29 protein-coding genes are annotated in these 23261 nt (G+C 66.8%); 5 read left to right on the forward strand and 24 right to left on the reverse strand.

Annotated elements, in window-relative coordinates:
• Window positions 1–7: 7 nt before the first annotated feature.
• The 7 genes from ACWFRB_RS09180 to ACWFRB_RS09210 form a co-directional block, all read right to left on the reverse strand.
• Complete coding sequence (locus ACWFRB_RS09180) at window positions 8–580, reverse strand: hypothetical protein (protein WP_452640450.1); 573 nt, start codon at window positions 578–580, stop codon at window positions 8–10.
• Window positions 581–583: 3 nt separating this feature from the next.
• On the reverse strand, window positions 584–1105 hold the full coding sequence (locus ACWFRB_RS09185) for a hypothetical protein (protein WP_452640452.1): 522 nt from the start codon (window positions 1103–1105) through the stop codon (window positions 584–586).
• 18 nt (window positions 1106–1123) lie between these two features.
• On the reverse strand, window positions 1124–1594 hold the full coding sequence (locus ACWFRB_RS09190) for an HK97 gp10 family phage protein (RefSeq protein ID WP_452640453.1): 471 nt from the start codon (window positions 1592–1594) through the stop codon (window positions 1124–1126).
• On the reverse strand, window positions 1587–1862 hold the full coding sequence (locus ACWFRB_RS09195) for a hypothetical protein (RefSeq protein WP_452640455.1): 276 nt from the start codon (window positions 1860–1862) through the stop codon (window positions 1587–1589). Before ACWFRB_RS09195 ends, ACWFRB_RS09190 begins: the two co-directional genes overlap by 8 nt.
• A gap of 40 nt (window positions 1863–1902) precedes the next feature.
• Window positions 1903–2469: a hypothetical protein gene (locus ACWFRB_RS09200; protein WP_452640456.1), complete on the reverse strand. Its 567-nt coding sequence runs from the start codon at window positions 2467–2469 to the stop codon at window positions 1903–1905.
• Window positions 2469–2921 (reverse strand): hypothetical protein, encoded by a 453-nt coding sequence (locus tag ACWFRB_RS09205; RefSeq protein ID WP_452640457.1) that lies wholly within the window; start codon window positions 2919–2921, stop codon window positions 2469–2471. The genes ACWFRB_RS09200 and ACWFRB_RS09205 overlap by 1 nt, the downstream gene beginning before the upstream one ends.
• Window positions 2922–3309: 388 nt before the next feature.
• Window positions 3310–4002 carry a hypothetical protein gene (locus ACWFRB_RS09210; protein WP_452640458.1) on the reverse strand — a complete coding sequence of 231 codons (693 nt, stop codon included), beginning with the start codon at window positions 4000–4002 and terminating at the stop codon, window positions 3310–3312.
• A gap of 133 nt (window positions 4003–4135) precedes the next feature.
• Between ACWFRB_RS09210 and ACWFRB_RS09215 the strand changes: the two genes are divergently transcribed.
• Both ACWFRB_RS09215 and ACWFRB_RS09220 read left to right on the forward strand, forming a co-directional pair.
• Window positions 4136–4960 carry an SHOCT domain-containing protein gene (locus ACWFRB_RS09215; protein ID WP_452640460.1) on the forward strand — a complete coding sequence of 275 codons (825 nt, stop codon included), beginning with the start codon at window positions 4136–4138 and terminating at the stop codon, window positions 4958–4960.
• Window positions 4961–5227: 267 nt separating this feature from the next.
• Entirely contained in the window at window positions 5228–5596 is a 369-nt protein-coding gene (locus ACWFRB_RS09220) for a hypothetical protein (RefSeq protein WP_452640461.1), read from the forward strand.
• Between the two features lie 123 nt (window positions 5597–5719).
• On the opposite strand, the gene ACWFRB_RS09225 is transcribed toward ACWFRB_RS09220, so the two are convergent.
• Window positions 5720–6154: an STAS domain-containing protein gene (locus tag ACWFRB_RS09225; protein ID WP_452640462.1), complete on the reverse strand. Its 435-nt coding sequence runs from the start codon at window positions 6152–6154 to the stop codon at window positions 5720–5722.
• Window positions 6155–6650: 496 nt separating this feature from the next.
• Between ACWFRB_RS09225 and ACWFRB_RS09230 the strand changes: the two genes are divergently transcribed.
• Together ACWFRB_RS09230 and ACWFRB_RS09235 are read left to right on the forward strand one after the other, a co-directional pair.
• Window positions 6651–6944 (forward strand): hypothetical protein, encoded by a 294-nt coding sequence (locus ACWFRB_RS09230; RefSeq protein ID WP_452640464.1) that lies wholly within the window; start codon window positions 6651–6653, stop codon window positions 6942–6944.
• Window positions 6945–7017: 73 nt separating this feature from the next.
• Entirely contained in the window at window positions 7018–8769 is a 1752-nt protein-coding gene (locus ACWFRB_RS09235; protein ID WP_452640465.1) for an RNA-binding domain-containing protein, read from the forward strand.
• Between the two features lie 20 nt (window positions 8770–8789).
• On the opposite strand, the gene ACWFRB_RS09240 is transcribed toward ACWFRB_RS09235, so the two are convergent.
• From ACWFRB_RS09240 to ACWFRB_RS09315, 16 genes are all read right to left on the reverse strand, one after another.
• Window positions 8790–8942 carry a hypothetical protein gene (locus ACWFRB_RS09240; protein WP_452640466.1) on the reverse strand — a complete coding sequence of 51 codons (153 nt, stop codon included), beginning with the start codon at window positions 8940–8942 and terminating at the stop codon, window positions 8790–8792.
• Window positions 8943–8981: 39 nt separating this feature from the next.
• Window positions 8982–9896, reverse strand: coding sequence for a hypothetical protein (locus tag ACWFRB_RS09245; protein ID WP_452640467.1), 915 nt, complete (start codon window positions 9894–9896; stop codon window positions 8982–8984).
• Window positions 9896–11395, reverse strand: a complete 1500-nt coding sequence (locus ACWFRB_RS09250; RefSeq protein WP_452640468.1) for a hypothetical protein — start codon at window positions 11393–11395, stop codon at window positions 9896–9898. Before ACWFRB_RS09250 ends, ACWFRB_RS09245 begins: the two co-directional genes overlap by 1 nt.
• A gap of 2 nt (window positions 11396–11397) precedes the next feature.
• Window positions 11398–11664 carry a hypothetical protein gene (locus ACWFRB_RS09255; RefSeq protein WP_452640469.1) on the reverse strand — a complete coding sequence of 89 codons (267 nt, stop codon included), beginning with the start codon at window positions 11662–11664 and terminating at the stop codon, window positions 11398–11400.
• Entirely contained in the window at window positions 11661–12068 is a 408-nt protein-coding gene (locus tag ACWFRB_RS09260; RefSeq protein ID WP_452640470.1) for a hypothetical protein, read from the reverse strand. The genes ACWFRB_RS09255 and ACWFRB_RS09260 overlap by 4 nt, the downstream gene beginning before the upstream one ends.
• A complete protein-coding gene (locus tag ACWFRB_RS09265; protein WP_452640471.1) occupies window positions 12068–12499 on the reverse strand; it encodes a hypothetical protein in 432 nt (143 codons plus the stop codon). The genes ACWFRB_RS09260 and ACWFRB_RS09265 overlap by 1 nt, the downstream gene beginning before the upstream one ends.
• A 10-nt stretch (window positions 12500–12509) precedes the next feature.
• A complete protein-coding gene (locus ACWFRB_RS09270; RefSeq protein ID WP_452640473.1) occupies window positions 12510–13337 on the reverse strand; it encodes a hypothetical protein in 828 nt (275 codons plus the stop codon).
• Window positions 13338–13416: 79 nt separating this feature from the next.
• Window positions 13417–15246: a major capsid protein gene (locus ACWFRB_RS09275; protein WP_452640475.1), complete on the reverse strand. Its 1830-nt coding sequence runs from the start codon at window positions 15244–15246 to the stop codon at window positions 13417–13419.
• A gap of 109 nt (window positions 15247–15355) precedes the next feature.
• Window positions 15356–15502 (reverse strand): hypothetical protein, encoded by a 147-nt coding sequence (locus tag ACWFRB_RS09280; protein WP_452640476.1) that lies wholly within the window; start codon window positions 15500–15502, stop codon window positions 15356–15358.
• A gap of 9 nt (window positions 15503–15511) precedes the next feature.
• Window positions 15512–15766: a glutaredoxin domain-containing protein gene (locus ACWFRB_RS09285; protein ID WP_452640477.1), complete on the reverse strand. Its 255-nt coding sequence runs from the start codon at window positions 15764–15766 to the stop codon at window positions 15512–15514.
• Window positions 15766–17667 carry a 2'-5' RNA ligase family protein gene (locus tag ACWFRB_RS09290; RefSeq protein ID WP_452640479.1) on the reverse strand — a complete coding sequence of 634 codons (1902 nt, stop codon included), beginning with the start codon at window positions 17665–17667 and terminating at the stop codon, window positions 15766–15768. Before ACWFRB_RS09290 ends, ACWFRB_RS09285 begins: the two co-directional genes overlap by 1 nt.
• Before the next feature lie 88 nt (window positions 17668–17755).
• Entirely contained in the window at window positions 17756–18055 is a 300-nt protein-coding gene (locus ACWFRB_RS09295) for a hypothetical protein (protein WP_452640480.1), read from the reverse strand.
• Complete coding sequence (locus ACWFRB_RS09300; protein ID WP_452640481.1) at window positions 18048–19883, reverse strand: phage minor head protein; 1836 nt, start codon at window positions 19881–19883, stop codon at window positions 18048–18050. The genes ACWFRB_RS09295 and ACWFRB_RS09300 overlap by 8 nt, the downstream gene beginning before the upstream one ends.
• A 107-nt stretch (window positions 19884–19990) precedes the next feature.
• Window positions 19991–20326, reverse strand: coding sequence for a hypothetical protein (locus tag ACWFRB_RS09305; RefSeq protein WP_452640482.1), 336 nt, complete (start codon window positions 20324–20326; stop codon window positions 19991–19993).
• Window positions 20323–21951: a hypothetical protein gene (locus ACWFRB_RS09310; protein ID WP_452640483.1), complete on the reverse strand. Its 1629-nt coding sequence runs from the start codon at window positions 21949–21951 to the stop codon at window positions 20323–20325. The genes ACWFRB_RS09305 and ACWFRB_RS09310 overlap by 4 nt, the downstream gene beginning before the upstream one ends.
• Window positions 21951–22253 (reverse strand): hypothetical protein, encoded by a 303-nt coding sequence (locus ACWFRB_RS09315; RefSeq protein ID WP_452640485.1) that lies wholly within the window; start codon window positions 22251–22253, stop codon window positions 21951–21953. Before ACWFRB_RS09315 ends, ACWFRB_RS09310 begins: the two co-directional genes overlap by 1 nt.
• Before the next feature lie 147 nt (window positions 22254–22400).
• Between ACWFRB_RS09315 and ACWFRB_RS09320 the strand changes: the two genes are divergently transcribed.
• Window positions 22401–23252: a hypothetical protein gene (locus ACWFRB_RS09320; RefSeq protein ID WP_452640487.1), complete on the forward strand. Its 852-nt coding sequence runs from the start codon at window positions 22401–22403 to the stop codon at window positions 23250–23252.
• Window positions 23253–23261 lie beyond the last annotated feature (9 nt).

Consider the following 23261-nt stretch of genomic DNA (forward strand, 5'->3'; position numbering starts at 1 on the left):
GCCCCGATCAGCCGCCGCCGCTGGCCTGTGTTGCCGTGACCAGAGCCAGCGCCTGGTTCCAGTCGAACGCGGCTTCCTCCGCCTCAACCTCGCGGTGCTGTTCGCCGCGGGCCACCCGAGGCGGCGCAGTCTCGAGGTCGTGGCGTAGCTGCTCGCGCCGATTGTCGTCGCCGGCCACCCATTTCTGGAGCAGCGCCCGAACGGTGCTCGTCGCGCGCTGCGGCGACATCTGCAGGATGTCAACGCCTCGCAAGGCGAGGTTGCCATCGACATCGGCCCACTGACCGATCGCGCGCCACCACAGCTCCTGGACTGTCCAGCGGGGCAGGCCGAACCACTCGAGCACCAGCGCGTCCGCGACGTCGTCGAGGAGGTCGTTGTCGACTTCGGAGGACTTGTCCATGACCTGGGCGTAGAGGTACTGCCGGTCGTCTGGGTCGCGGAGCGTTCCGAAGACGACGTGGATCGGGGTGTACCCCATCACCAGGCCGATGAGTTGGATGAGCGGCGGCCGGGTCACATGCATGACCCGGCCGTCGAGCGTCCAAGCGGTGGGGTCGCGGCCCCACGGTGTGGCCACTGGCTATCGGCGGGCCCGGGCGGACGCGCGGCGCTGCGCCCGGTTCAGGTCGGGAGTCCACCTTTTGATCAGACTGACGACAATCTTCTCGAGGAACGCCTGATCGAAGGAGTCGCCGCGGGCCATGAGTCGCTCCTTGATGTACATCAGGGAGGCGTCGTCGAAAACGTGGTTGACCAGGTCCATGACCGCGTAAGCCTTGTCGGATGCGGTGGCGGACTTCGACATCGCACCGATCAGCAGGTTCCATGCTGCCGGCTCAGGCTTGAATGCGATCAGCTCGTGGCCGTCGACGGACAAGACCTCGGCCTCGGCCTCGCTGCGGTCCACGGTTGGGGTACTGCCGGTGGTGAACTGGAGCTCGTCGGGAATCGGGTTCTCGTCGTCGTCGACAAGCGCGAGGGCCTCGAGTTCGGCGTCGGTCTTGTCGAGAACATCGAGTGCCGCAGTGACCTCAGCCTCGGTCGGTTCGCCGGTGGCCTGAGACGGCTTCGTGGTGGCGGGCTTGCGGGTACGTGGGGGCATGGTGGTCCTTCCGGAGGGCTACTGGGGGTTGCGGGTGGTGACGCGCGCGGTGCCGAAGACGTCCTTGAGGGCGTCGGTGAGGAACGGATTCGGCGGGGAGCCCTTCACAGACTTCGCGAACACGAAGCCGCGCTTCCCTTTCGGCGCATGCTTCACGCCGGCGGGGAGCGGGCCGATCATCTTCGGCGTCTGGAACTTCAGCGCCTTCGCCGAGACCGGGACGATCGGCTTCTTCTTCGGCCCGTAGATGCCGGTGCCCTCATGGACGTAGCGGGCGTAGTTGAGGGGGGAACCGACACGGAAGCTCACACTCGACGGACCCATCCGCACGGTGTGCGAGATCGACGACCGGAGACGCCCCTCGTCGACAGGGCTGCGGGCCTTCGCCCGGTTGACGACCTGCCGGCCAACGCTGTTCGCCCACCTTCCGGCGTCAGTCGTGAGTGCCGCGCGCATCCGCGCGTGGTGCACCTCAACGTGGCTAGGCATCATCTTGTTCCTGCGCACCTCGCCGTCGAGCAGGCGTGCTCACGGGCTTGATCGGCGCGGCCTCCCCGTCGGCTCCGGGCGCCGGCTCCCCCTCGTCTCCGGCGTCGACCGTCTCGCCGTCGCTGTCCAAATCGCCGACCTCCTCGAGGACAGTGAGTCGTCCGTCGGCGATCAGCATGTCGAGGAACGGAGTCCGCTCCACTGCGAACTCGGCGCCCTGCTCCCAGTCGACGGTCGTCTGCTCTGCACGAACTCGCACTGTGGCCATTGCCCGAGGATACAGTGAACACACCCCACAGCCAGTGATGCTAGGCAGGGAACCTCGGATCCCCGAACACTGGCGGGACCATCGCGTCGAGCTGCGGCGGCTCACTGTCGCAGCCGCACGCCACGTCCACGAGGACTGTCACCGCCATGACGCCGCCATGGATTCCACCAGAGGGTCCGCGCGGCTCCCACATCCCCGGCACCGCCTGAACACTGCGATCGAACGCACACATCGCGGCGCGACGCATCGCCGCCGCGTCGTCCATCGCGTCCCGGGCCGCCGAGTCGAGCTCGCCCGGTGTCGGCATCTCGTTCTGCTCGGGCGACGGATAGCAGCGGTCGACGCCCATCTCAAGGGTGACCGCCCAGACGATCGGCGCGCCAGGCTGCGGGATCACGTACGGCTCAGGGAAGTTCACCGACGGATACATACCCACCACCCGGACCCACGCCTGCCCCTCCCCCGTGCCGCAGCCGCACCCGTACGCGGGGACCGTGTCCCCGGGGTGGACCGTCGCGAAACGCACCGCGCCCGCCCTCGTGTCCTCGAGCTGCGCCGACAACTCCCCGACCAGCGTCGCCGCCAACTGATACACACCGACATCCATCAGCGGAGCCTCTCCACACGACGAGCGTCCGGCGAGAACACAGCCGGCCGGGACCGAACCTTGTGCGGGTTCACCGTGGCGATCCATTGATCGACCGACGCGACCCCGGTCAGGCCCTGCTCGAACAGGACCTGCGCGTCGACCATCTGGATATCGATGCCCTGCCGGGACACGGAGATTGCGCGGTCTGGAAGCTTGCAGCGGCCACCCTTCCGCGCGCGGAGCAGCTCCACGGCGAGATCCCCGGCTGCGAGGCGCCCGGCGAGCGGTACCGCGATTCCCTGCTTGTAGGTCACGGTGAACGCACCGTCGGCGTCGTCGGCCGCGGTGAGGTCCTGCGACTGGGGCCATGCCTGTCCGTCGACGCGGATCAGCCAGCGACTGTTTCGGATCTGGTAGGCCGATGGCGGCACCACCTGGCCGTCGACGGTGACCTTCACAATCGAGTGCACCGGCCCGGGGAGCGCGACCTCTGATGGGCCAACGCAGTCACATGACCGGGAGCAGCCGCACCCACCGACCGCCCATGTCTGGCTGATGAGGCCGGGCCACCAGTAGGCGTCGCGCCCGACTCCGGATTTCCCCTGGTACGTCGAGCCGTGCTCACGTGGCCCGAAGCATGGCCGCACTGTTGCCTCGCACGGCCCGAACACGCGCCCGGTCAACGACCACAGGATCGTCGTCGCGAGCTCGGTTGCGACAGCCCGCTCGTCAGGCTCGGCGGCTTCCCATTCTGGGCTGCTCGATTCGATGGTCCACTCGCATGGTCCGCTCACGGCGCCTCTTTCGATCGTGACGTGGCGGGCACCAGCACAGTGCCCGCCACGTCAGCTGGAATCGTCACGCAGTCAGTGCGACCGCACCGGCCGTCGGCGCCGGCGGAGCGACTGCGGTCGGCTCCATGTGCAGGTGCTGATCCGCGGCGATCACGGACAGCAGCTTCCCCGCTGCGGGCTCGGTGGCCGGAGGGACGATCGCGTTCAGGACGACGTTGTACGGGCCCTTTGCCCACGGCGAGTTCGCCTCGGTGCGACCGGAGATGGTGAAGTTCGCGAGCGCGTTCTCGAAGGAGAAGTCACCGAGCCGGCCGCCCTTGAGGTACGGCAGGAGCGCATACCCGTACAGCTTCCCGTCCGGGCCGCACGAGGTACCGGGGACGTCGGTCCACGTCTCAACCGCGACGTTCGTGTCGATGGTGGCGCCGAGCCGGATACCGGTGGCGGCTCCGGAGTGATCGAGGACGATCGGCTGCCCGGTCACGATGTTGAAGATGTCCGGGTCGACCTTCGCGAACACGATCTCGACGTTGATGTACTTGAGCTGATCGGAGGCCTTGTCGACGACGATGAGCTTTCCGCCCGCGTTCTTCTGGTTCGTCTCCTCGCCGTCCTCGTACTGGGGGGACAGCTTGATGGAGATGTGGCCGTCGGACACGGCAGTGGACTTGGGGCCGATGGCGGGGGCGCCGCAGGCGTCGAGCTTCGTGGTGCGGACGACGTGGGAGCGGATGCTGGGCCAGATGGTGGTGGGCATGGGGACCTCCGAATGGAGCGGGGTGCCCGGCCCACAGCCAGCAGCTCTCACCGGTCAGGATAGTCCGTGACAACATTGAGGCGGGGTCACGGAAACAAATCGACACGACCGATGTCGTGATTGGATCCTGAGCATGGGAATCGTTCGTACCTCCACCACGCGCACTTTGGCCCCGTTCGATCAGACATTCAGCGCTATTGGCGCCGGCATGCATGCGGCTGGGCTGGAGGTCTCGGCCTCTAGCAACCCGATCACGGGCACCGCGAAACGCTCGATCATGAAGAACCGGTGGGCAGCCACGGTCACTGCTGGCGTGCGGCAAGAGTCCGCCTCGACGACGCTCATCGAGTGGTCGGTTGACATGCAGGGGGACAAGCACAGCGCCGTCCTGTCCGAGATTATGGAAGCGATGCCGGGAATCGCGATCGACGACCTGGGTGTAACCGATGCGCTGGGCCGACTCGGCAAAGTGGGGCGCTTCTTCGGTTTCCGCGAGGCCGCAGCACTGACCCAGTTCATCCACGTCGATGAGCGTGTCGTCGAACTGGCTCAGGGTATCTACGACGGTAACCAGGGAATGCTGGTCCTAACCACGCAGCGACTCTTCTTCTTCAACAAGTCCATGCTCGGCGCGCAGGTCGAGGAGTTCGACATCTCAGCGATCGGCTCACTCGGTCACGCACAGAAGCTGGGAGGTGAGGTCATCAGCATCTCGATTTCCGGCCGTGCCGCGGAGATCAAGCAGGTCGCCCCAGGGCGAGGTGAGACATTCATCCAGGCGTTCCGGCAGGTAAAGGCGAATCTGGGTGGCGCGTCGGCCACGGTTGCTGCGGCTGCCTCTTCGGCGGCGCCGGATCTGGCGGATCAGATTCGGAAGCTCGCCGAGCTCCGCGATCTGGGAGTGCTGAGCGAAGAGGAATTCGCAGCGAAGAAGGCCGAGCTCCTCGCTCGAATGTAGGCCCGTCACGTCGTCCACCGCGCGCCCAGCGGCCGCGGCCCGGCGCACGGCTGGCACCAAAGCCCGCTCTACGGGCGAGGCCGTCGGCGTCCTGACACACCGGCGGCCTCTCGCGTGCATGCACGGCTGTAGGGAGTGCGGCTCACGCCGTGCACGCGTGGTCCAGCAACCAGGCTTCACCGACGCCTCTTCCGACGCAAGAGGTGGAACGAATTCCACAACGGTTATCCACAGCCTGCATCACGGCGCCGCCGATACGGTAGGACCGTGCTCGGCCTCCCGATGGCGATGGCCCGATTCAACTACCGGCTCGCACGCCTTCCGTTCCAGCTGATCGAGGACGTCGCTGTCGTGCGGCTCCCCGAGGAGTCCGCGGTGCGCCTGAGGTTCGAGCGAATTCTCATCGATTGCGACCGCGCGGCCGCCGACCTGCTGAATGACGAGTCGGCCGCGGCTCGCGCCTGCCGACTCCACGAGCAGACTGCCCCGGCGCGCGTCACCCGCGCACTCGAACTACGCAGGGTCGAGCAACACGAAGAGGCCGTGCATGCGGCAGAGGCGGAGCTCCTCCACGGGCATCGCGAGAGATTTCTACGCCGCCTGCGCGAACACATCTCCCAGAGCCCGCCGAGGTGACGACGAGGCATTCAACCGGCTACCAGGCCCGGATCCGGCTACGGTGTGATACGCCGCTCCCGAGGCGGCGAAGGCCCCGCCTGGCACTCCCCCCGGTGCGCCTTGCGGGGCCGACCCCATCGATCAGCAATCGTCAACCAGCGCTAACCAGGACGGCGACCCCATCCGGCGACATTCCTCGACCGCCAGCCGGAGGGAACCGAATGTGCGAAACCGCCGCCGAGTGCCGGTGACGTCCAATGCGCGGTCGACGCAGTGAGGACCTCCGACCAGGAGCAGGTCCACGCCTTCGCATCCGGCACGCCAGCGCGCTGCCGCGAGCGCCTCGACCCCAGAAACGGACAGGAAAGTCACCTTGGACAGGTCCACCACAAGACAGGGTCTCGCCTTGCGAATCCCGGCGTCGAGCTGGGCGACGAACTCCGGCAGCGATGCCGCATCTACCGGACCCACGATCCATATGACGCTCGCATCGATGCTGTGGTCCCTCGTGCGGGTCTCACGAACCGTTGAATTTCTGGATCCTGGGCGTTCGGACCGAGTGGGCGAGCTGCGCATGGTGAACCTCCGGGCGCCGACGAACCCCCGCACAAGAGGGCGATCTGAGGCTGTGGACTCAACCGATTCTCGTTCTATCACCGCCGATGGGTGCTGTACAGAGCTGCGGGTCCAACGCCAATGAGGGCGGGGTTACCCATTGGCCGCCCACCGGTCCCGCTGCGGCGCGGCCCCGGCACACGGCGGCGTGCGGATCGTGATGCCGCACTCGCGGCAGTAGTGCGTTCGGTGCCCGCCGCGCCAGGCGTTGGCGCACGCGCATTGCTCCCAGCCGACGAGGCATCGACGCGGGCCGAGCAGGTGGCCATTCGCGCAGTGAGTCGGCCTGGGCTCGACATGCACAGCCATGCCCCCAGCTTAGAACTATTCGCACAGCCGTTCGATAGTTGCTAGGGTCGATGGCGCGGGCCGGTGGAGCAGCAGCTCGGGAAGCACCGGCCCGCATCAGCCTTCCTGACGGCACTGCTGCCACCACTGCGACCTTCAAGGAGGCCGTATGAGCACCGACATCACCGCCGAGAAGTACCGCGCATACGCCCAAGTGTTGGACGCCTGCCCTGACGTGCCTGACGCTCAGGAGGCTCGAGCGATCGCCAACAGTCTCGACGCCGCCCAGGCCCGCGACGCCCTCGTCGAAGAGCTGTTCGCCGTGTACCGCAACGAGGTAGCCGGCCACGAGATGGACCCGGCGACCGCAACACGGGACGGCATCTACGCCATCCTCGACCACCTCGTCGCGCAGGGCCACCTGATCCCCGATGGCGCGGACCTTGCCACTCAGGCCAAGTAGACGCAGAGCCCGACTTTGAGGAGACTTTGGGGATGCCTACAATCTTTTACTTGACTCAAACTAGACTCAAAGCATGACACCACTTACAGCGTTCCTCGATCGCATCAACAGCGGAACGTCGGCAGACAAGTGCGAGTCAAGCACCCTAGATTTCAAAACCGAGAAGGGCAGCCTGAAGGAAACCGCTGTTGACATTGCGGAGGCGGCAGTCTGCTTTGCGAACGCTGGTGGCGGAACGGTCGTACTCGGCGTCAGGGACACTCCGGGTGGGCCCGATGCACTCATTGGCACTTCCATCGACGCCGATCTGCTCCGGACCAGACTCTATGACCTAACGACGCCGCACCTCCTCGTGTCCGTCGAAGCGGTCGACTACAACGGCGCCCGCCTGCTGGCGATCACGGTCCCGGAGGGGGTTGAGGTCTACGCGACATCTAAGGGCGCCTACACCCAACGTCAAGGCGACAAATGCCGACCTATGAATCCGTCCGAAGTCAGCCGGCTCGCGGACGAACGCCGAGGGCGCGACTGGTCTTCGGGCCCGTCTGATAGCCGGATTGACGACATCGATCCTGGTGCACTTGACCGCGCCCGCGAACTTCTCCGCGAATCGGGCGATGAAGCCAAGCAACGGTTGGCTGTCGCTCCACCCGCCGAGCTTCTCAATCGCCTGGGTTTGGTCTGTGACGATCAGCGGCTAACTCGCGCAGGTGAACTTCTATTTGTATCGCGAGCCCCAAGTGGCCCACAAGAAGTTCTTGTGTACCAGCACCGAAAAACGAAGTCGGGCGAAGCTGACTACAGTCGTCGATGGACGACACCATTGATCACATGCTTCGCGGAAGCGTACGACGTAATCACGGCGAGGCTAACGATAACGCCTGTGAATCTCGCAAGTGGACATCAACTTCGAATCGAGGACTATCCCTCCGTTGCCCTGCGTGAGGCGCTAACTAACGCACTGACCCACCGCGACTACCGCGAAAACCGACCAGTTCTAATTCGTCACTCTCCATTTATCCTTGAAATCGATTCGCCCGGCCCCCTGGTGGCCGGAGTAACACCAGAAAACATCCTGACCCGTGGAACGAAACCTCGATACCCCCTCCTCGCTACTGCATTCAACACCTTCGGCTGGGGTGAGTATCTAGGTCAAGGCGTCAACCGCATGTTTCGCGAGATGGCACGCAGTGGGAGGCCATTGCCTGCAATTTCCAGCGACTCAGAACAGGTCGAGGTCGTCTTCAGGGGCGATCCACCCAATGCGAACATTGCCCGACTTGTCGCTGAGCTCCCCATTGGACTCAAGGACGATACGGACACGCTGATCATTCTTCTAACGCTATGCACCAAGAGGAGTGTCACTGCTTCCCAGATCGCCCCATTAATTCAGCGAGATACCGCCGATGCCGAAGAGTCGCTACGCCATCTGTCGAACTCAGACATCGAACTTATTGAACCGACATCCGGAACGCGGAACCGCCGAAACCCAAACTATCGTTTCCGCGGTGAAGTTCTCGCGCGTCTTGGTCCTGCTGTTACGTATCACACGCGCAGCAGTGGCGAGGTAGAGAAGAAGGTAATCGACCATGTCCGCGAGTATGAATCTGTCAACAATGCAACGATCCAGCGATTGTTCGACCTCGACGTATATGCTGCTCGAGACATTTTGCGCGAGCTTGTTGGTAGAGAGATAATTACCCGAACGTCGACGCAGAAGCGGGGTAGCGCTGTTCGCTACGGCAAAGGGCCGCGGTTTCCGGAAAATAGCCCGAGGCGCAAACGGAGCGAAGTCGTTGTCGAACATCCCGAAACCCTGTTCTGATTCTCCTTAGATCAACGACATCATTTCGTTCCGAGCTGGCGCAGGTCCCACGCGACGAGATCGAGCGCAGCCAGCACCCGAGCGCACTCGGGATCCTGCCGGGCCGCGGCGAGCACCGCGGGGCGGCCGTCGGCGTGCAGCTCCGCGAGCAGGACGAGCTCGGCTGGACTCATGCAGGGTTGGACGCGCCGGAACGCGGCGCGGTTCCCCGGCTAGGCGGGAGTCGCTGTCAGGTAGGTGGATTCAGGGTCCGAGAGAACGGTCCGTGTCGCCGAGGGAAACAGGATCTTCATCGTGAGGATGTCCCCATCGGCGAAGGTCACGCCGGATTCAGTGCCGGACAAGGTGAGGACGGACGATCCTCCCGAGCTGGCCCCGGAGCCGACCCACACCCCGTTGCGATAGAGCTTGATCTGTACAGCCGCGCTGGACCCGGTGGACTGCTTGTAGGCCAGGTTGTAGGTCCCGGCCCGCATCACAATGCCGTCCGACCCCTGAACGGTTCCAGGGAACCCCTCTCTGGAGTACCAGCCGATGAGCAGGGTCTCCACACCGCTGGGGATCGTCTGGTCGCCATACTTGTCCAGGCCCATCTTCTTGGGGCCGGGCTCGGACGGAGTGGCCACGAGGTAAGTTCCAGCGCCGCCGAGGATGCTGTTGCTCGTCGCGGTCATGGACTGGAGGGTGAGGAGGTTGTCCGGGTCGGTCACGTTGTAGTTCGGGAGCGAGACCCGGAAGACCGACACGGACTTCCCGGAGGAGGACTCGGCCACCATCGTCGACCCGAGGTAAAGACGCTGACCCATCACGCGGTTTGACCCGCGAGTGACTTTGCCCTCGATGTCGTACTGCCCCGACTGTATTCGGATGCCGTTGCTCTCCTGCACGGTCTCGCCGAACCCGGACTTGGTACCCCATCCGGTGACCAGCACCCAGGCCCCGGAGCCTGAACTCTGGTCGCCGATCTTCTCCAGGCCCATCGCGATGGCATTGGCCCAAATCTGCACGCAGGCCGAGCCTGTGCCGACCATGATTCTACGGACGGCCGCGACAGCCGAGCCGGTGCCGACCATGACCTTCTTGAGCGGGTTCGACGCCGACCCGCTTCCGATCCTGACCCCGGCCATCAGTAGATATGCCCGATGAAGCCGAGCGCGTTCTTGACCCCGGATGAGAGCGCGTCGAATGCCGCCTGCGTGCCGACCCACACCATGTTCGTCTGGCCGGACGCATTCGCCGCGCGGCCGCCGATCGCGGCGGCGTTGGCTGCCTGGGCGCGGGCATCGGTGTAGTACTTGTTCGTTGCGCCCTCAGTAACCGAGTCCGTCGAGCCCGGAGAGGGACTGATCTCGACGTACGCCGAACCCGACCACCGGTAGATCTTGCCGGTGTCAAGGACGACGAAGATCTTGCCCGTGACGCCGGTCCCGGGCAGTGCGCCGAGGTTGGCGTACTCGAGGACGTCGTCGACGTACGACGGGAGGTTCGCGGGCGGGACGAAGCCATTCGCGTCCAGCGGCGCGTAACCGTTTGCGGCCCCCTTCGCGTTCTTGTCCTCCTTGTTGCCCAGCGTCGCGACCAGACCGGTGACGTCTGCTTGGGGATGGGTGTGACCTGGCTGCGATGCACTTTCCGCCTTGGCGAGGCTGGATTGCACTGCGCTTGCCAGCTTGGGCCCCGTGACGGCACCGTCGACAATCTTCGGTGTCGTGACCCCTCCGTCAGGCACAACACCGGCGGCGGCGTCGGCGACGATCTGCTCCGCCTGATCTCGGAACTCCAGCGTCTCGCCACGTGCCGTGACCGCAACATCCTTCGCAGCGACAGTGTCGACCCGAGCGGTGTCGATCTCGCCCTTTATGGTGTCGATCTGGGCCTTCGTAGTGTCGACCTGACCCTTCGCGGTCGCGGCCGCACCGGCAGACTGGCCCGCCGCGTCGGCGTGCCCCCCGGCCAGTGTCGCGGATTCTGCCGCGTCGTCGGCCTCGTCCCGAGCCCGGTTCGCCTCGGTGGTCGCCGTACCTTGCGCGCCGAGCGCCGCATCCCGCGCGCCTTCGGAGACGCCTTGCGCAGTCACGGCAGCGGCCGCCGCCCCCTCAGCGGCAGCCCGGTCTCCCTCGACCTCAGGCGCCACGGTGGTCTGGAGAAACTGGACAAACTGCTCGACCTGGTCTCGCCAAGCCTGTGCGTCCTCCAGTGCGGGGACTGCACGGGTGATGTCCGGGCCGGCGGTCATGTCGAACACGAGATTGGTTCCGGAGACGGTGATGTTGGCTATGCCCACACCGCCCGGTCCGGTCGGGCCGGTAATCGAGATCCCGGATGCCTGCGCGGGCCACGCAGTCCCGTTCCACACGTAGGCGCGGCCATTCTCCTGCACGACGTAGACCATGCCCGGCGTGAGCCCAGTCGTCGGCAGCGATGCGTAGGTGGCGGCGGTGCCGTCGACCTTGAGCGCGACTACGACCCCGGGCTCCATTGGGTCGTAGATGTCGGCGTACCCGTGCTCGACGAGCTGCTGAAAGTAGGCGGACCAGGTGAACCAGCGGACCTGCCCAATCGCGAGGACGGATGTGTTGATTCGGCCGATCAGCGGGACCAGTGAGCCGTACGCGGGAATAGCCATGGTCAGTGTCCCTTCGGATGTCGGCGCTGCGGGATGTCAGGCAGGGTGATCCCCTGCGCGGCCGCCTCGACCCTCGCGTCGTGCCCCCACGCGGCCATCGCGGTGGAAAACTCGCGTTCGATCTCGAGTTCGTCTTCGACTGTGTCGAGGCGCTGCTCGAGGGTCCTCACGTTGGTGGTGGCTACGGACTTCCACACGGTGATGAGGCCGCCGACCATGATGCCGACGCCGTTGATCGCTGCGAGGACGATCCCGACGGTCTCATTCATTTCACCCCTAGGTCGGACCAAACGCGGATCATCGCGAGGTGCAAAGCGGAGGCGCCGATCGCAATGCCGCCGGTCAGGATCGGGGCGGGCGGTTCGGCGTACACGGCGGACAGGAGCACCGCGGATCCGTAGAAGCCCCACACGCCGGCCACGATCGCGTGTGCGTATCCGACGAACCGGCGCGTGTGTGCTGATGCAGCGAGAACGATTGCGGCGGCGAAGAACACGATCGGCCATACCGGGCCCCATGATTCGATCGCGACGACGATGGACAGCTGCCCGTCAGGCATCGGCCGACGCACCCAGAAGCTGGGGCCGACGTACAGCAGGCCGGTGAACGCGGCGATGACCGCCAGGGTTTTCGAAACCCTGGCGGCCCCCACCATCGGCTGTCCCTCGCCCATCAGGCGTCCTTCGGTGCAGCTCCGGCCGCGGTCGTCGCGAGGTCCCACTTGGCGATGAGCTCGTCGCGCTTGTCCGAATCGTCGTAGGCGAAGCCCTTGACGTCGAGGAACTCGCGCCACGCCTTCAGTCCGGACCCGGCTCCGTCGCGCGGCGGCTCGTCGGCCACGGTCTCGGTCTCGGGCTCGGTCTCGGGCTCGGGCTCGGTCTCGGGCTCGGGCTCGGTCTCGGGCTCGGGCTCGGTCTCGGTCTCCTCAACGCCCGCAGACGGACCGCCGAACCCGGCCTTGGCCGCGAGTTCGTCGGACACGGTGAATGCGACTGTGCGTCCGGAGGTGTCGGTGATGACCTCGTCCGGGGAGTCCGCGGCGTCGAGGAGTCGGCGGGCGATCTCGCCGGCCTGCTCGGTGGAGGTGGGGATGATCGAAGGCATCGTGGTTCTCCTAGGTGAGAGTGACGAGGGCGGCGGCCTGGACGCATTCCCAGGACACGACGTAGGTGCGTTCGGCAATCGCGAACACCTCGTTGGTGCGCCGGTTCACGGCTTCGGCGAACGTGACTGGCCGCTGGGCGATCTCGCTGCGGCGGATGGCGACCGCGCTGGTCGCGACGAGCCACGCGGTGTCCGCGGCTGCCGAGGCACCGTTGGGGCCGGTGTTTGGGTAGCTGCCGAACGACCAGCGGGTTCCGAGGTTGGTGACCTTGCGGCCGTTCTCGGTGTCGACCTGCCGGTCCTTCGCGGCGAACCCTGCGACTGCGCGGGGTGCGTGGATGACCCCGACGCCGCCGTACTGGTCGGCGAGGAGGTCCTCGAGCAGCCCGACGCCCTTCGTAAGCGAAACCGCCTGGGTGGTGAGTACTTCCGTCTCGGCGCCGTCGACGTCGCCGTTGTTCATCAAGCGGAGCGGGTCGGCGGAGGCCCACACCGCGCGCTCCACGGCTGCCCACTCACCACCGGTGAGCGCCAGTCGGGCGCGGGACAGCATGTCGTCCTCGGTGAGGCCGACGGCGCGGCAGGTGAAGCCGTTGTAGACGATGATCGGCCCGGACTCGACGGTCGGGATTCCGTCGTCCACGGTGCGGGTCGCACTCGGGGCTTCGGCGCATTCGGCCGCCGAGAGTTTCGCTGGCCCCGACGGATTCTGCTCGTGCTCGATGCCGTTGCGGAAGTGCAGGTCGGACTCGATGACGAGGTCTCCGGCGGTTGCGAGACCGTAGCGCGAAGGGGTGATCGTCGGCGCTGCGACGTAGATGGGCGGGGCGACAGCCACCGGAGCCTCCAAAGAGTGTGCTGGTCAGTGGAAACCACCGGGCACACCTGCGAGGGGGTCAGGTGTGCCCGGCGGTCGACTACGGGGTGACCGGCGCGATCTTGCCGTCAGCGTCCAGGATCTGCGAGGCGCCGACGGTGCCGTTCAGCGACAGCGCGATCCGCAGCAGGCGGGCCTTCCAGCGCCGCTTGATGACCAGCAGCTTCTCCTCGACGAACAGGCGGTGGAAGTCGTTCACCTTGATGTTCGTCGAGTCGTAGATCGCATCGAGGCTGATCACCTCACCGCGGGACCGGACGAAGGTGCCGGCCTTGTAGATGAGGATGTCGACGGTGTCGGGCCACGACGTGATCGCGGTAACGGCACCGAAGCCACCGGCGACGCCGGAGAACGCGTCCTGCCAGTCGTACAGCCACTGCGGGACGGCGTTGCGCGCCTTGAACCACGCCTCGATCTTCTGGTCGGTGACCTCGTACGACTCGGTGACCGTCGAGCCGTTGCGCACCGCCTGGTCGCTGCGGATGACGGCCTTGAGCCACAGGGGCAGCTTGACCTCGAGCTCCGCGCCGTCGCTCATCCGGTTCGCGTAGCGGTAGTCCATGAGCTGGATGTCGACCGCGTTGAGGATCGCCGTGGTCGCGGACGGTCCGAGCGCCAACGTGATCGCGCTGCCCGACTCGGTGACCATCCGGTTGATGGTGCGGGTGTTCACCTTGTGGGCGTGCGCGATCAGCGCGTGCTCGACAATCTCCGCAGTCATCTCCGGGTAAGCGTCGTTCTGCAGGATCCCGGCCTTGATCCCGAGACCGACCGCCTCTGCACGCACCTCGGTGAAGCTGGGGCACGGCACGCGGTAGAACGGCTTCTCCGTCCCGGCGACGGTGCCGCCGGTGGGGGTAGTGAAGCCGCTGCCAGCGATGGCCTGGGCCTCGGTCTGGATGAAGCCCAGGTCCGATGCGCCGTAGATCGCCGCGTAGTCGGGGCCTTCGGTGAACCGGAGACCGCCGCGCTTGGCCTGCACCTCGGGCAGGTCAATGAGGCCGGCGTTCGCGTCGGCGAGGATGCCGCCGAGCTCGTACAGGGTCTCGGACGGTGCGCACCAGCCGCCGGCCGCGACGAGCGAGCCGCCGCTCAAGCGCGAGGTGTCGGCTGCGTGGTCGATCACGTCCTGGTCGTTGGTGCCATCCGCGACAAGGTCGTCCGAGAACGGCATGTTGATCCGCGCGACCGATGCCCGCATCTGTGCACCCTCGACGGGGCCGGACGGGAATGCCTGCAGCTTGGTGTTCGCCGCGGCGGCGAGCTCCGCGGTGGACAGTCGCTGCCCGGGGGCGAAGCCTGAAACGTCGGCGGCGGCGGTGATCACGGCGCCGGCCCGGTTGCGGGTGGGCATCGCGACCGTCTTTCGTTCGATGTCGGAGAGGCGGACCTTGCGGACCGGCTTGCGGGCGGACGCGGTGACGGCCTCGAGCTGCGGCTCGGCCGTGGCCTCGGTGTCGGCGGCGGTGTCAGGCGTCTCCGCGACGGTCTCGGAGTCGGACATCTCCTCCGTCGACGCGTCGGCGTCGCCGTCTCCCTCCTCGCTGGTGGCGTCGGCGTTCACGCGCTGCGCGAGGGCGTCGAGGCGGGCCTGGTGCTCCTGCGAGGCGGTGTCGCGGCGCTCCTGCTCGAGGCGGGTGCCGTCGACGACGTCGGCCAGGGCTTCGACGGCGGCGATGGAATCTTCGGAGTCGGCGCCACTTTCGCGGAGCTCGTTGAACGTGGCGACTGCTTTGGCCTGGAGCGCGGCGACGTCCAGCTCGGGGTCGGCGGCGTGCTCTGCGAGGAGCGCGGCGACGGCGTCGGCGGCCGTGGTCCCTTCGGCGGGGGCCTGGGCTGCGTTGATCAGATCCTGGAGTTCGATACCCACCGGGGGCCTCCTGTGGTCAAACGGGCACTGTGTGCCCGGCCCACAGCCAGCGGCGATCTATGCGGACACTCTATCCCCTGTTCTGGGGTTCAGCCGTGAACCTCAATGGTCACCGCTGAATCTGGGTGTACTCGCCGTTGGTCGCGTCCGCGGCGGCCCGGGCCTCCGCTTCGGTGGCGTACCGCTTCACGGTGCCGTCAGGGCGGCGCACCTGGTGGATCGTCTTCTTCGCGCCACCACCGCAATTGCATGCCATGTTGGTCTCCTACTGTCCGGCGGCCGCGAGGTACGCGAGGGCGTCGATGGTGTCGGGTTTGTAGCCGTACCAGTGGTCTTGGCCGTCGTCGAGGTCAACGGTGACAACAGGCGCACCGATGTATCCGAGGGCGCGGACGGTGTCGGCGGCTTCTGGTGTGTCGGCGAGGTTCACCTCGGCGAACGGGATACCAAGCTTCTTCAGATGCCGCTTCGTCGCCTGGCAGGGCATGCAATTCGGCTTCGTGTAGACGGTGACGGCCATCAGGCGCCCTCCACCTTCACGCGTCGAGCAGCGGCCGCCAGGCGGCTCTGCCGGACACGTTCGGCAGCCGCTTCGCGACGGCCCTCTCGCATCTCAGTCGCACGGAGCTCCACCGCAACGTGTTTCGCGACTTCACGGACGTCGATACCTGCTGCAAGAGTGCTCCCAGATGTGGTTGGAGTTGGCGTTCGCGATGGCATCACACCGGCCGCGACGAGCGAGCGCATGCCCGAGGCGGCGAGCGCTCGGGTCCGCGGCACCGGGAACCCGGGCACGTTCACGGCGAGCACCGCGACCAGCTCGAGGTCGTGGCTGCCGCGCTGAACGGTGCGCCAGTCGCCGGACACTCCGGAGCGGCGAAGCTCAGCGACGCGGTCGTCGTCGACGCCGGGGAGGATGCGGCCGGAAAGCCATGGCCCCCAGAGTCCGTCGGAGCAGCGCACGATCGCGACTGCGGATCCGGTGTTGTCGTAGTGCTCGGCGGCTGCGCGAGCGGAGGCTCGCATTCCTGCGTGTCCGGTGCCGAGGGTGAGTTTCCCGACCGCAAGAGGACCATCGGAGGTCGATACTTCGCCCTGGTGGAAGTAGGCGTAGTCGGTGGCGCTGGCCGGCGGGGTCACACACACGTCCGCGAACCCGATGTGGCAGGAGTCCGCCTGCGCGAGGTGCCCGAACACGCGGCCGTCGTCGGTGATGGTGAGCGCGGTGAGTTCGTCGGCCTCGGGCTGGAAGAAGTCGGCCCGGTCGTAGACGACGGCGCCGGCGACCAGGGCCGCGGTAACCGATTCGAGGGGGATGTCGCGGACGTCGTCGTCAGCGAAGGACAGGCGGACCCGGTCGAACCGTACCGGCCCGGTCTCGACGAGCTGGGCCGGGTCCAGCCCATACCCGGCGGTCACGTGCGGTACGAAGCACTCGTGCTGCTCGGGGACAAGCCCGTAGGTGCCGGACTCCTCGAGTGCGCCGAGCACCGCTGACCGCAGCGACGTGATTCCCTCGGCCTCCACGAGGTAGACGGCACACGGATCGTCACCGGACGGGTTGAACGCAGCGTGGCCCCACACACGACCGGTCATCGGAACAACACCAACCTCGGAGACTGCGGCTTCGAGTGCGTCGCGCTGCTCCGGGGTCCACGCTGCCGCATCGCCGAGGAAGACGAGGGTGGTGTGGAGGACGTCGACAGGCTCGTATCCGTCGATGGCGAGGCGTTCCGCATCCTCTGCGGCTGGGACGAGCGCGACCATCGCGCCCGAGTGCTGCGCGGCCGCCGCGGTGAGCGCCTCCTGAGCGGGGACCGGAGTGAACTCCTCGCCGTACATCGGCTGGATTCGTGCGTCCTCGAACGCGGGCCCGGAGACGAGGGTGGCGCCCATCAGCTTCCACTCGTTGACGCGCAGGATCACGTTCTCGATCTGCGGCGGCTCGGGCACTTCGGTCCCTGCTCGCGAGGCCTCGTTGTAGGCCCGATCGTAGGTCGCGAAGACTTCCGGCGGGATCTCCTCCCCCGCGGCGTCGATCGGCACTTCCTCGACCGCGACGTCGGACAGGTCCGCGGACACCCAGCCGGCGAATCCGTCGCGGAGCTTCCGGGCGATCTTCGCGCCGTGCTCGTCGTCGAGGTCGAGGGGGCCTTCGCCCCACACCATCCCGTCCTGCAGCCAGACGCGGGTGATGAGGCCGACGACGCGCGAACCGTCGTGGCCGTCCCACATCTCGTCCTGCGCGGAGAGAGCGATCGGCAGCGGCCGAACAGCGGGCTCGGCACCCTCCAAGAGAACCATCTCGCGCATGTCCCCGGACCGGCGGTTCACCGGCATCAGGGGGCCGCGCCATCCGGTCGGGAGCCCAAGCTCGTCCGGGGGCGCGGCAGCGGGCTCGGGTGCAGTCGGTGCAGTCATCGCAGGCTCCTGGTCATCGGTGGACACCGACAACAGTATCCACCGCTACCGCAGGGAGGCGATGCAGTTGGGCACTGATGGAGCGAAGTCAGTCCGACGAGCGCGCAGCGAGGTCGGCGGCGATCAGGTCGTCCTCGACTGCCGCCTTGACGTGAAGCTCATCTGTCACCGCATCGCGGATTGTGACCGCGGCCTTGCGCACGATGTCGGCGCCACGGGGGTTCAGGTCGTTGACGTGGAGGTCGACTGCGACGACGTAGCCGGCATACTCGCCTGCGGTGTCGTCGACATCGACGTTCACCTCCGACCCGTCGAGGATGCGGGCAGCGATGTCCGCGAGCTGGGAGTTATCTACTCCCGGCTCGACGTACACCGCGGTATCAGCCATTTGCCCATGATACGACAGCGGCTTCTTCTGTGTCCGCACTGTTCGCATTCGCAGCGGAGATAAGTACGGCGATCTCGGCGAGGCGCGCGCCGCGAACCCGAACGTTGCTGCGGATCGCTGCGATCGCGACCTCGGCGGTCATGCCGGGCGCATCAACAGCATCAACGACGATGCGGCTGGACTGCTTCGCACCGCGGCGAATCTGCACGGTGATCGCGTTCTCGGTCGCGGCGGTCGTGTACTTGAGCTCGACCGTCTCGCCCGCGACGACCGCGATGGAGTCGGGGGTCTTCTCACCCTTGCCGACGCGCTCCTTCACGGAGACGAGGTCCAACCCGAGCGCTCGCAGCCGCTCGGCCGTCACCTTCTCGAACTCGTTGAAGTGCCGATCGGGGTCGTCATCGGGCGCGACGAGGTCCGCAGCGCGCAGCTCGTCGACGGACACCCACGTCGATGCAGGCTCCGGGTCGCCGCCCGGCGCCACGTCGTCGATCACGATGCCCTGAGGCAGGATCGGTGCGGCGGCCGCAGCAGCGTCCTCGGCCGGAGTCTCGTCCGGCTTCGCGGGATTCGGGGGTGCGGACTTCTTCTCGTCACCCTTGGGTGCGTCAGCGTCCGTTTTGCCGTCCCCATCCGGCTGGGACGGGCCCGTCTTGCGTCCCCACTTCCCATCCTTGCTGCGTGGGTGCTTGTCCTCCTCAAACTTGCGGCCGAGCGTCTCCGCGTCGTCCTGGGCGGCGACGTTTACCGCGGCCGGCGCGTCGTCGACGACCTCGCCGTTCTGCTCGCGCTTCAACCGGTCGATCGCGGCCGCGACATCGGCTTCGTCGTCGGGGCCGAGGCGGGCGTTCATCGGGCCGACGCCGCGGCCACCCCACATCCCCTGCAGCTCGGCCTGCATCTCGTTCCAGTCGAGGATCGCGAGGGTGCACCTGCAGTTGATCGTCTCGCGTGCGGCGCCGGCAGGGTCGGCGGGGTGCTGGACGGGCGTGCCGCCGACGATGAATGGTTCAGCGAGCCGGACCATCTGGCCGTCGGCGACCGAGTGCGACAGGCGGGTGCGTTCGTCGTGGGTGGAGAGCCACCGCTTGTACATCTTGTCGCCGGTGATCTCCTCGGATGCTTGGGCCGCGGCGAGGGCCCCGGCTTCCATCGCGGCCTGGATCTCGGTGCGGGCGATGCGGCGGGCGAGCCACTGCCACTCGAGGTTCCGCTCGTCGTGCTGGTTCCACAGCTCGCGGCGCTTCCCCTTCAGGATGGGGAGCTGGGCAGGCGGGGTGGTCGGGTCGGCGATCTTCCGGTCGATCGCGGAGATGTCCGCGCGGATGCGGCGGGCCGGGGCGTCGATGCCGAGGATCCGTCCGATTCGGTCTTGCACCTGGTCGATGTCCTCGTTGTTCGCCATCGCTTCGAGCAACTCGGGGCGGAGTTCTTCGAAGGCGCCTTCGGGCCAGATCTTCAGTCTGTCGACGACGGTGGCCATGGCGAGTTCTTGCCAGTGCACGACGGAGATGTCGGCGGTGCGCTGGTTCTGGGCGAATGCTTCGCCGAATGCCTCGGCGAGTACGGGTTCGACGTGCTGTTCGAGCGCGCGGGCCCAGACGCCGAATGAGGCTTGGGCGGCGTCGAGGTCGGGGTGTGGAGTGTTGCCGTCGGCGAGGAGCGCGGCTGCGTTGTCGGGGAGTTGCTGTCCGAGGATCAGTGCGCGGGCGGTGTCGAGCCAGATGGTCATTGCGGTGACGATGGCGGCGTGGAGGCGGTGCTCGCCGCGGCGCAGCTGCGCGTCCGCGCGCATCCGGGCGCCGAGCCACGGATCGGTCCTACCCACGGCGCACCAGCGCAGCGACGGTCATCCACACGAATGACACGGCGCTGCCGACGACCAACCCGACCGCGGTGCCTATCAAGGTCGCGAGAGCGTGTTTATCGAACCGATTACTCATGGGCCACCGCCAGCACAGCCTCGAGGTCGGCGCGGTGGTGCGGGCGCCGCTTCACGATCAGCTCGCGGACATACCAGTCCACCGCGGCGTACAGCTTCGGCTGGCCCGGCAGCACCAACTCGAGGTGCTCCCACGCGCCAGCGAGGAGGCGGTCGCAGTCCTGATGGGCAACGGCGATTCGCAGGTGGGTGTGCAGCAGGTACGCGGGGACCTGTGGCGCGGTGCCGCGGGTGCGCCGACCGAGGGATCGCTTCGCGGCGACCTCGAGCGCGCGGAGCACGGCAACCTCACACGCGAGGATCTCGTTGGTGGTGGCGGGCGCGGTCACTGGCTGGGCCCCGTCTCGGTCGTGGCGTCAGGCTCAGCGGTGGGCCGCGATGGCGGCTCCTGCTGGCCGCCACCTTCATCTGCTCCCGGGGCGGCGTCTGCTGGCGCTGTCTGCTGTGTCGTGGCGTCAGCCTCCGGTAGGTCGATGTCGATGCCCAGGTGTGGGAGGAGTTGTGGCGCGAGGTTCGGTGCCGCGAGGAGCAGCTTCGTGAGCAGAGTCCGCTCACGTTCGGCGGGCTCCGGGGCGTCGGTCTCGCTGAAGCCGTTCTCCCGCAACATCGCTGCTTCCGACAGTGCGCCCTTCTCGTGGAGGTCGCGGGAGTCGGTGGACTTGTCAGGGCGCAGCTCGAGCTCGGAGGCGTCGAACCACACGAAGTAGTCGTCCGCGTCGACGGCGCCGGCCGCTTCGAGCATCGGTTGCAGCCACCCCACAGTCAGTGCGTGGCAGATTGTGGCGACGGTCGGCGACAGGACGAGGGTGACCTCTTCGGACGAGATCAGCCACCCGGTCCAGTGATTCGCGGTCGACATGCCGAGCAGAGTCTCGGGCGGCGAGTCCATACCGAGGGCGACGCGGCGGATCGCACCGTCCTCCATGTCCTTGACCTTCGAGTCCAGCGGCGAGGCAAAGGTGACGTGCTTGATCTTGTCGACTACCTCGGCTGGGACTTTCGCGATGAGCGGGACGACGGCAGCGGCAGAGTCCGGGTCCTGGATCGGGATGGTCATCGCCTCGACGAGGGCCTCGACGAACGGAGAGGAGTTGGGATCGTCCTCGACGTCGCCATCACCACCCTGCCCGGGAAGGACTTCGATCTCCTGGGGGACGAGGAGGACACCGTTGCCAGCGAGGCGGGAGTCGATCTCGGCGGCGGTGCGCTTCCCGAGGCCCCGGAGGGTTCGTGCAACTGGGAGGACCGCGCGGGCGGGGCAATCCGCGAGGCCCTCGAACTCGGGATCGGGCCGGTAGCAGCGGATCACGAGGTCGTCGTCTTCGCTGAGGTTGCGGGTCTCGACGCCGTTGTTCAGCTTCCACGACTTCCCTTGGCCGGTGAGCTCGCTGACCGAGTGGGCCGCGGAACTGAATCGGCCGTCTTCGCCTTCGGAGACGACGATCAGGGACTCGCCGTTGAAGGTGAGCTGCTGGCCCGCTCGGTGCAGAAACTGCTGGGTCCGGGCGATGTCGCCGAACATCTCCTGGCACAGGTCGAACGCGTCGCCTTCGGTGACCAGCTCCGGGGCGCCGTTCGGGGTGCTTGGGCGCTTCGCCGCGTACAGCTTGTACTGGGAGGCGCCGCGCGCTACGCGGTCGCCGGCGAACCGGAACTCGGGGATCTCGCCGCGCAGCTCCCACGCTTCCTTCTGCCAGGACGCGACGGGCGGGCGTTTCTTCTTCCGCGACACGGCCTTTCCGAACACGACCTCGGCGGCCGCGGTGACGGCCTGCGGTGGCAGCTTCGTCGAGGTCGACGGGGAGGTGAAGCGGGCGACCATGGTCCCAGCCGGGACGGGTTGGTCGCGGAGGCGACGTCGGGCGACGTGGGCGCGGGCCGCACGCTGTTCGGCGGCCATGGTGTCCGCGAGCTGGTGCGCGGTGGATTCGCGGCGGCGGTGGCGGATGCGCATCAGTCCAGCTCCTCGCTGTCGAAGATGCTCGCCGCGAGGCCGACGAGGTAGGAGGCGGTGAGCGCGGCCGCGGGGATGATGAACCCGGGGTGCTCGCCGTAGAACCAGGCCACGGTCATCGCGGCGCCGGCCACCCAGATGGATAGGCACCAGGGGCAGGCGATGCCGTACGCGAGGTCGTGGTCGGGGCCGAGGCGGCGGATGAGGAGCGCGCGGATGCCGCGGGCGAGGTAGTCGCTGTTGAAGAACCGGGTGACGCGCGCGGTCGCGCCGAGCGTCAGCAGGAAGATCGTCAGGGTCACGCGGAACAACTCCTCAGTCGGTGGACAGAGATAACTGTATCCAGATACATCCCTCCGATTCGCCACTCACACGGTCCCAACTTGTCTGCAGGCGCACTTAGACTGCCGCGAGTCGTCGAACTGCACCCAATCCGAAAGGCCCGTGGCATGGCGCGTATCCAGCAGACTGACACCCCGACACAGGTTCTGGAAGCATTCGTTCTCCGGGCCCGGCGAATTCTCGAGCACTCCCTGATCCGTGACCACCAGTCCCTGATGCGAGACCTCTACTCAGGGAAGTTGACGTTGGACATCACCGAGAACCGGCGAACTGGTGAAGTCACCCAGGTCCTGCGGCAGACCTTCCCTCCCGAGGAACTAATCGAGTCCTTTGCTGCTCGGCTTCGCCCGTTGATCCTGCCGAGTGAGCGGCTCCACTTTCAGAAGGTATTCGACGCGATCGAAGCACTATTGCCCGAGCAGCTTCTCGCGAATCTGGAGAATCCGATCTCGTGGTGGCGTGACCAATGGGCGAGTGTCGTTGACCGTTCACCCGACGCGGACGCGCAGGCCTTTCTCGTGATCACCGATCGTGGGTCCATCACTGACGGCCACTTGATGTATGCGTGGCTGTACAGCGACCTCGTCCACGCTGATGACGCCGAGGGTGCGGCACTGGGGTTGAGTATCGATGAACGATTCAGGGGTGCGGCTGGTGTGCTCGCCCGCATCGGTTCGCGGCTGAACGACACATATGGCCTGGTCAAGTGGCTATACGAGGAAGGTGTGCTGCGACTCGACCCTGGAGTGTTCGAGCGGGCCGTCGTTGTGTCGTCCGAGATCTTTGAGCAGGAGATCAAGATGCACCGCGCGGAGGTAGACACTCCGATCCCTACCGACCTGTCGGAGTTGGATCCTGCGGTGTGGACGTCCGGCCCTGAGGCCTTCCGGCCTACTGAGCCCGCGGGCCAGGTCGCTTCTCAGCCCGATGGGGACACCCCCACGCCGGACGCAACGTGATCGCAGCAC

Source organism: Rhodococcus sp. NPDC055112 (genome assembly GCF_053607505.1).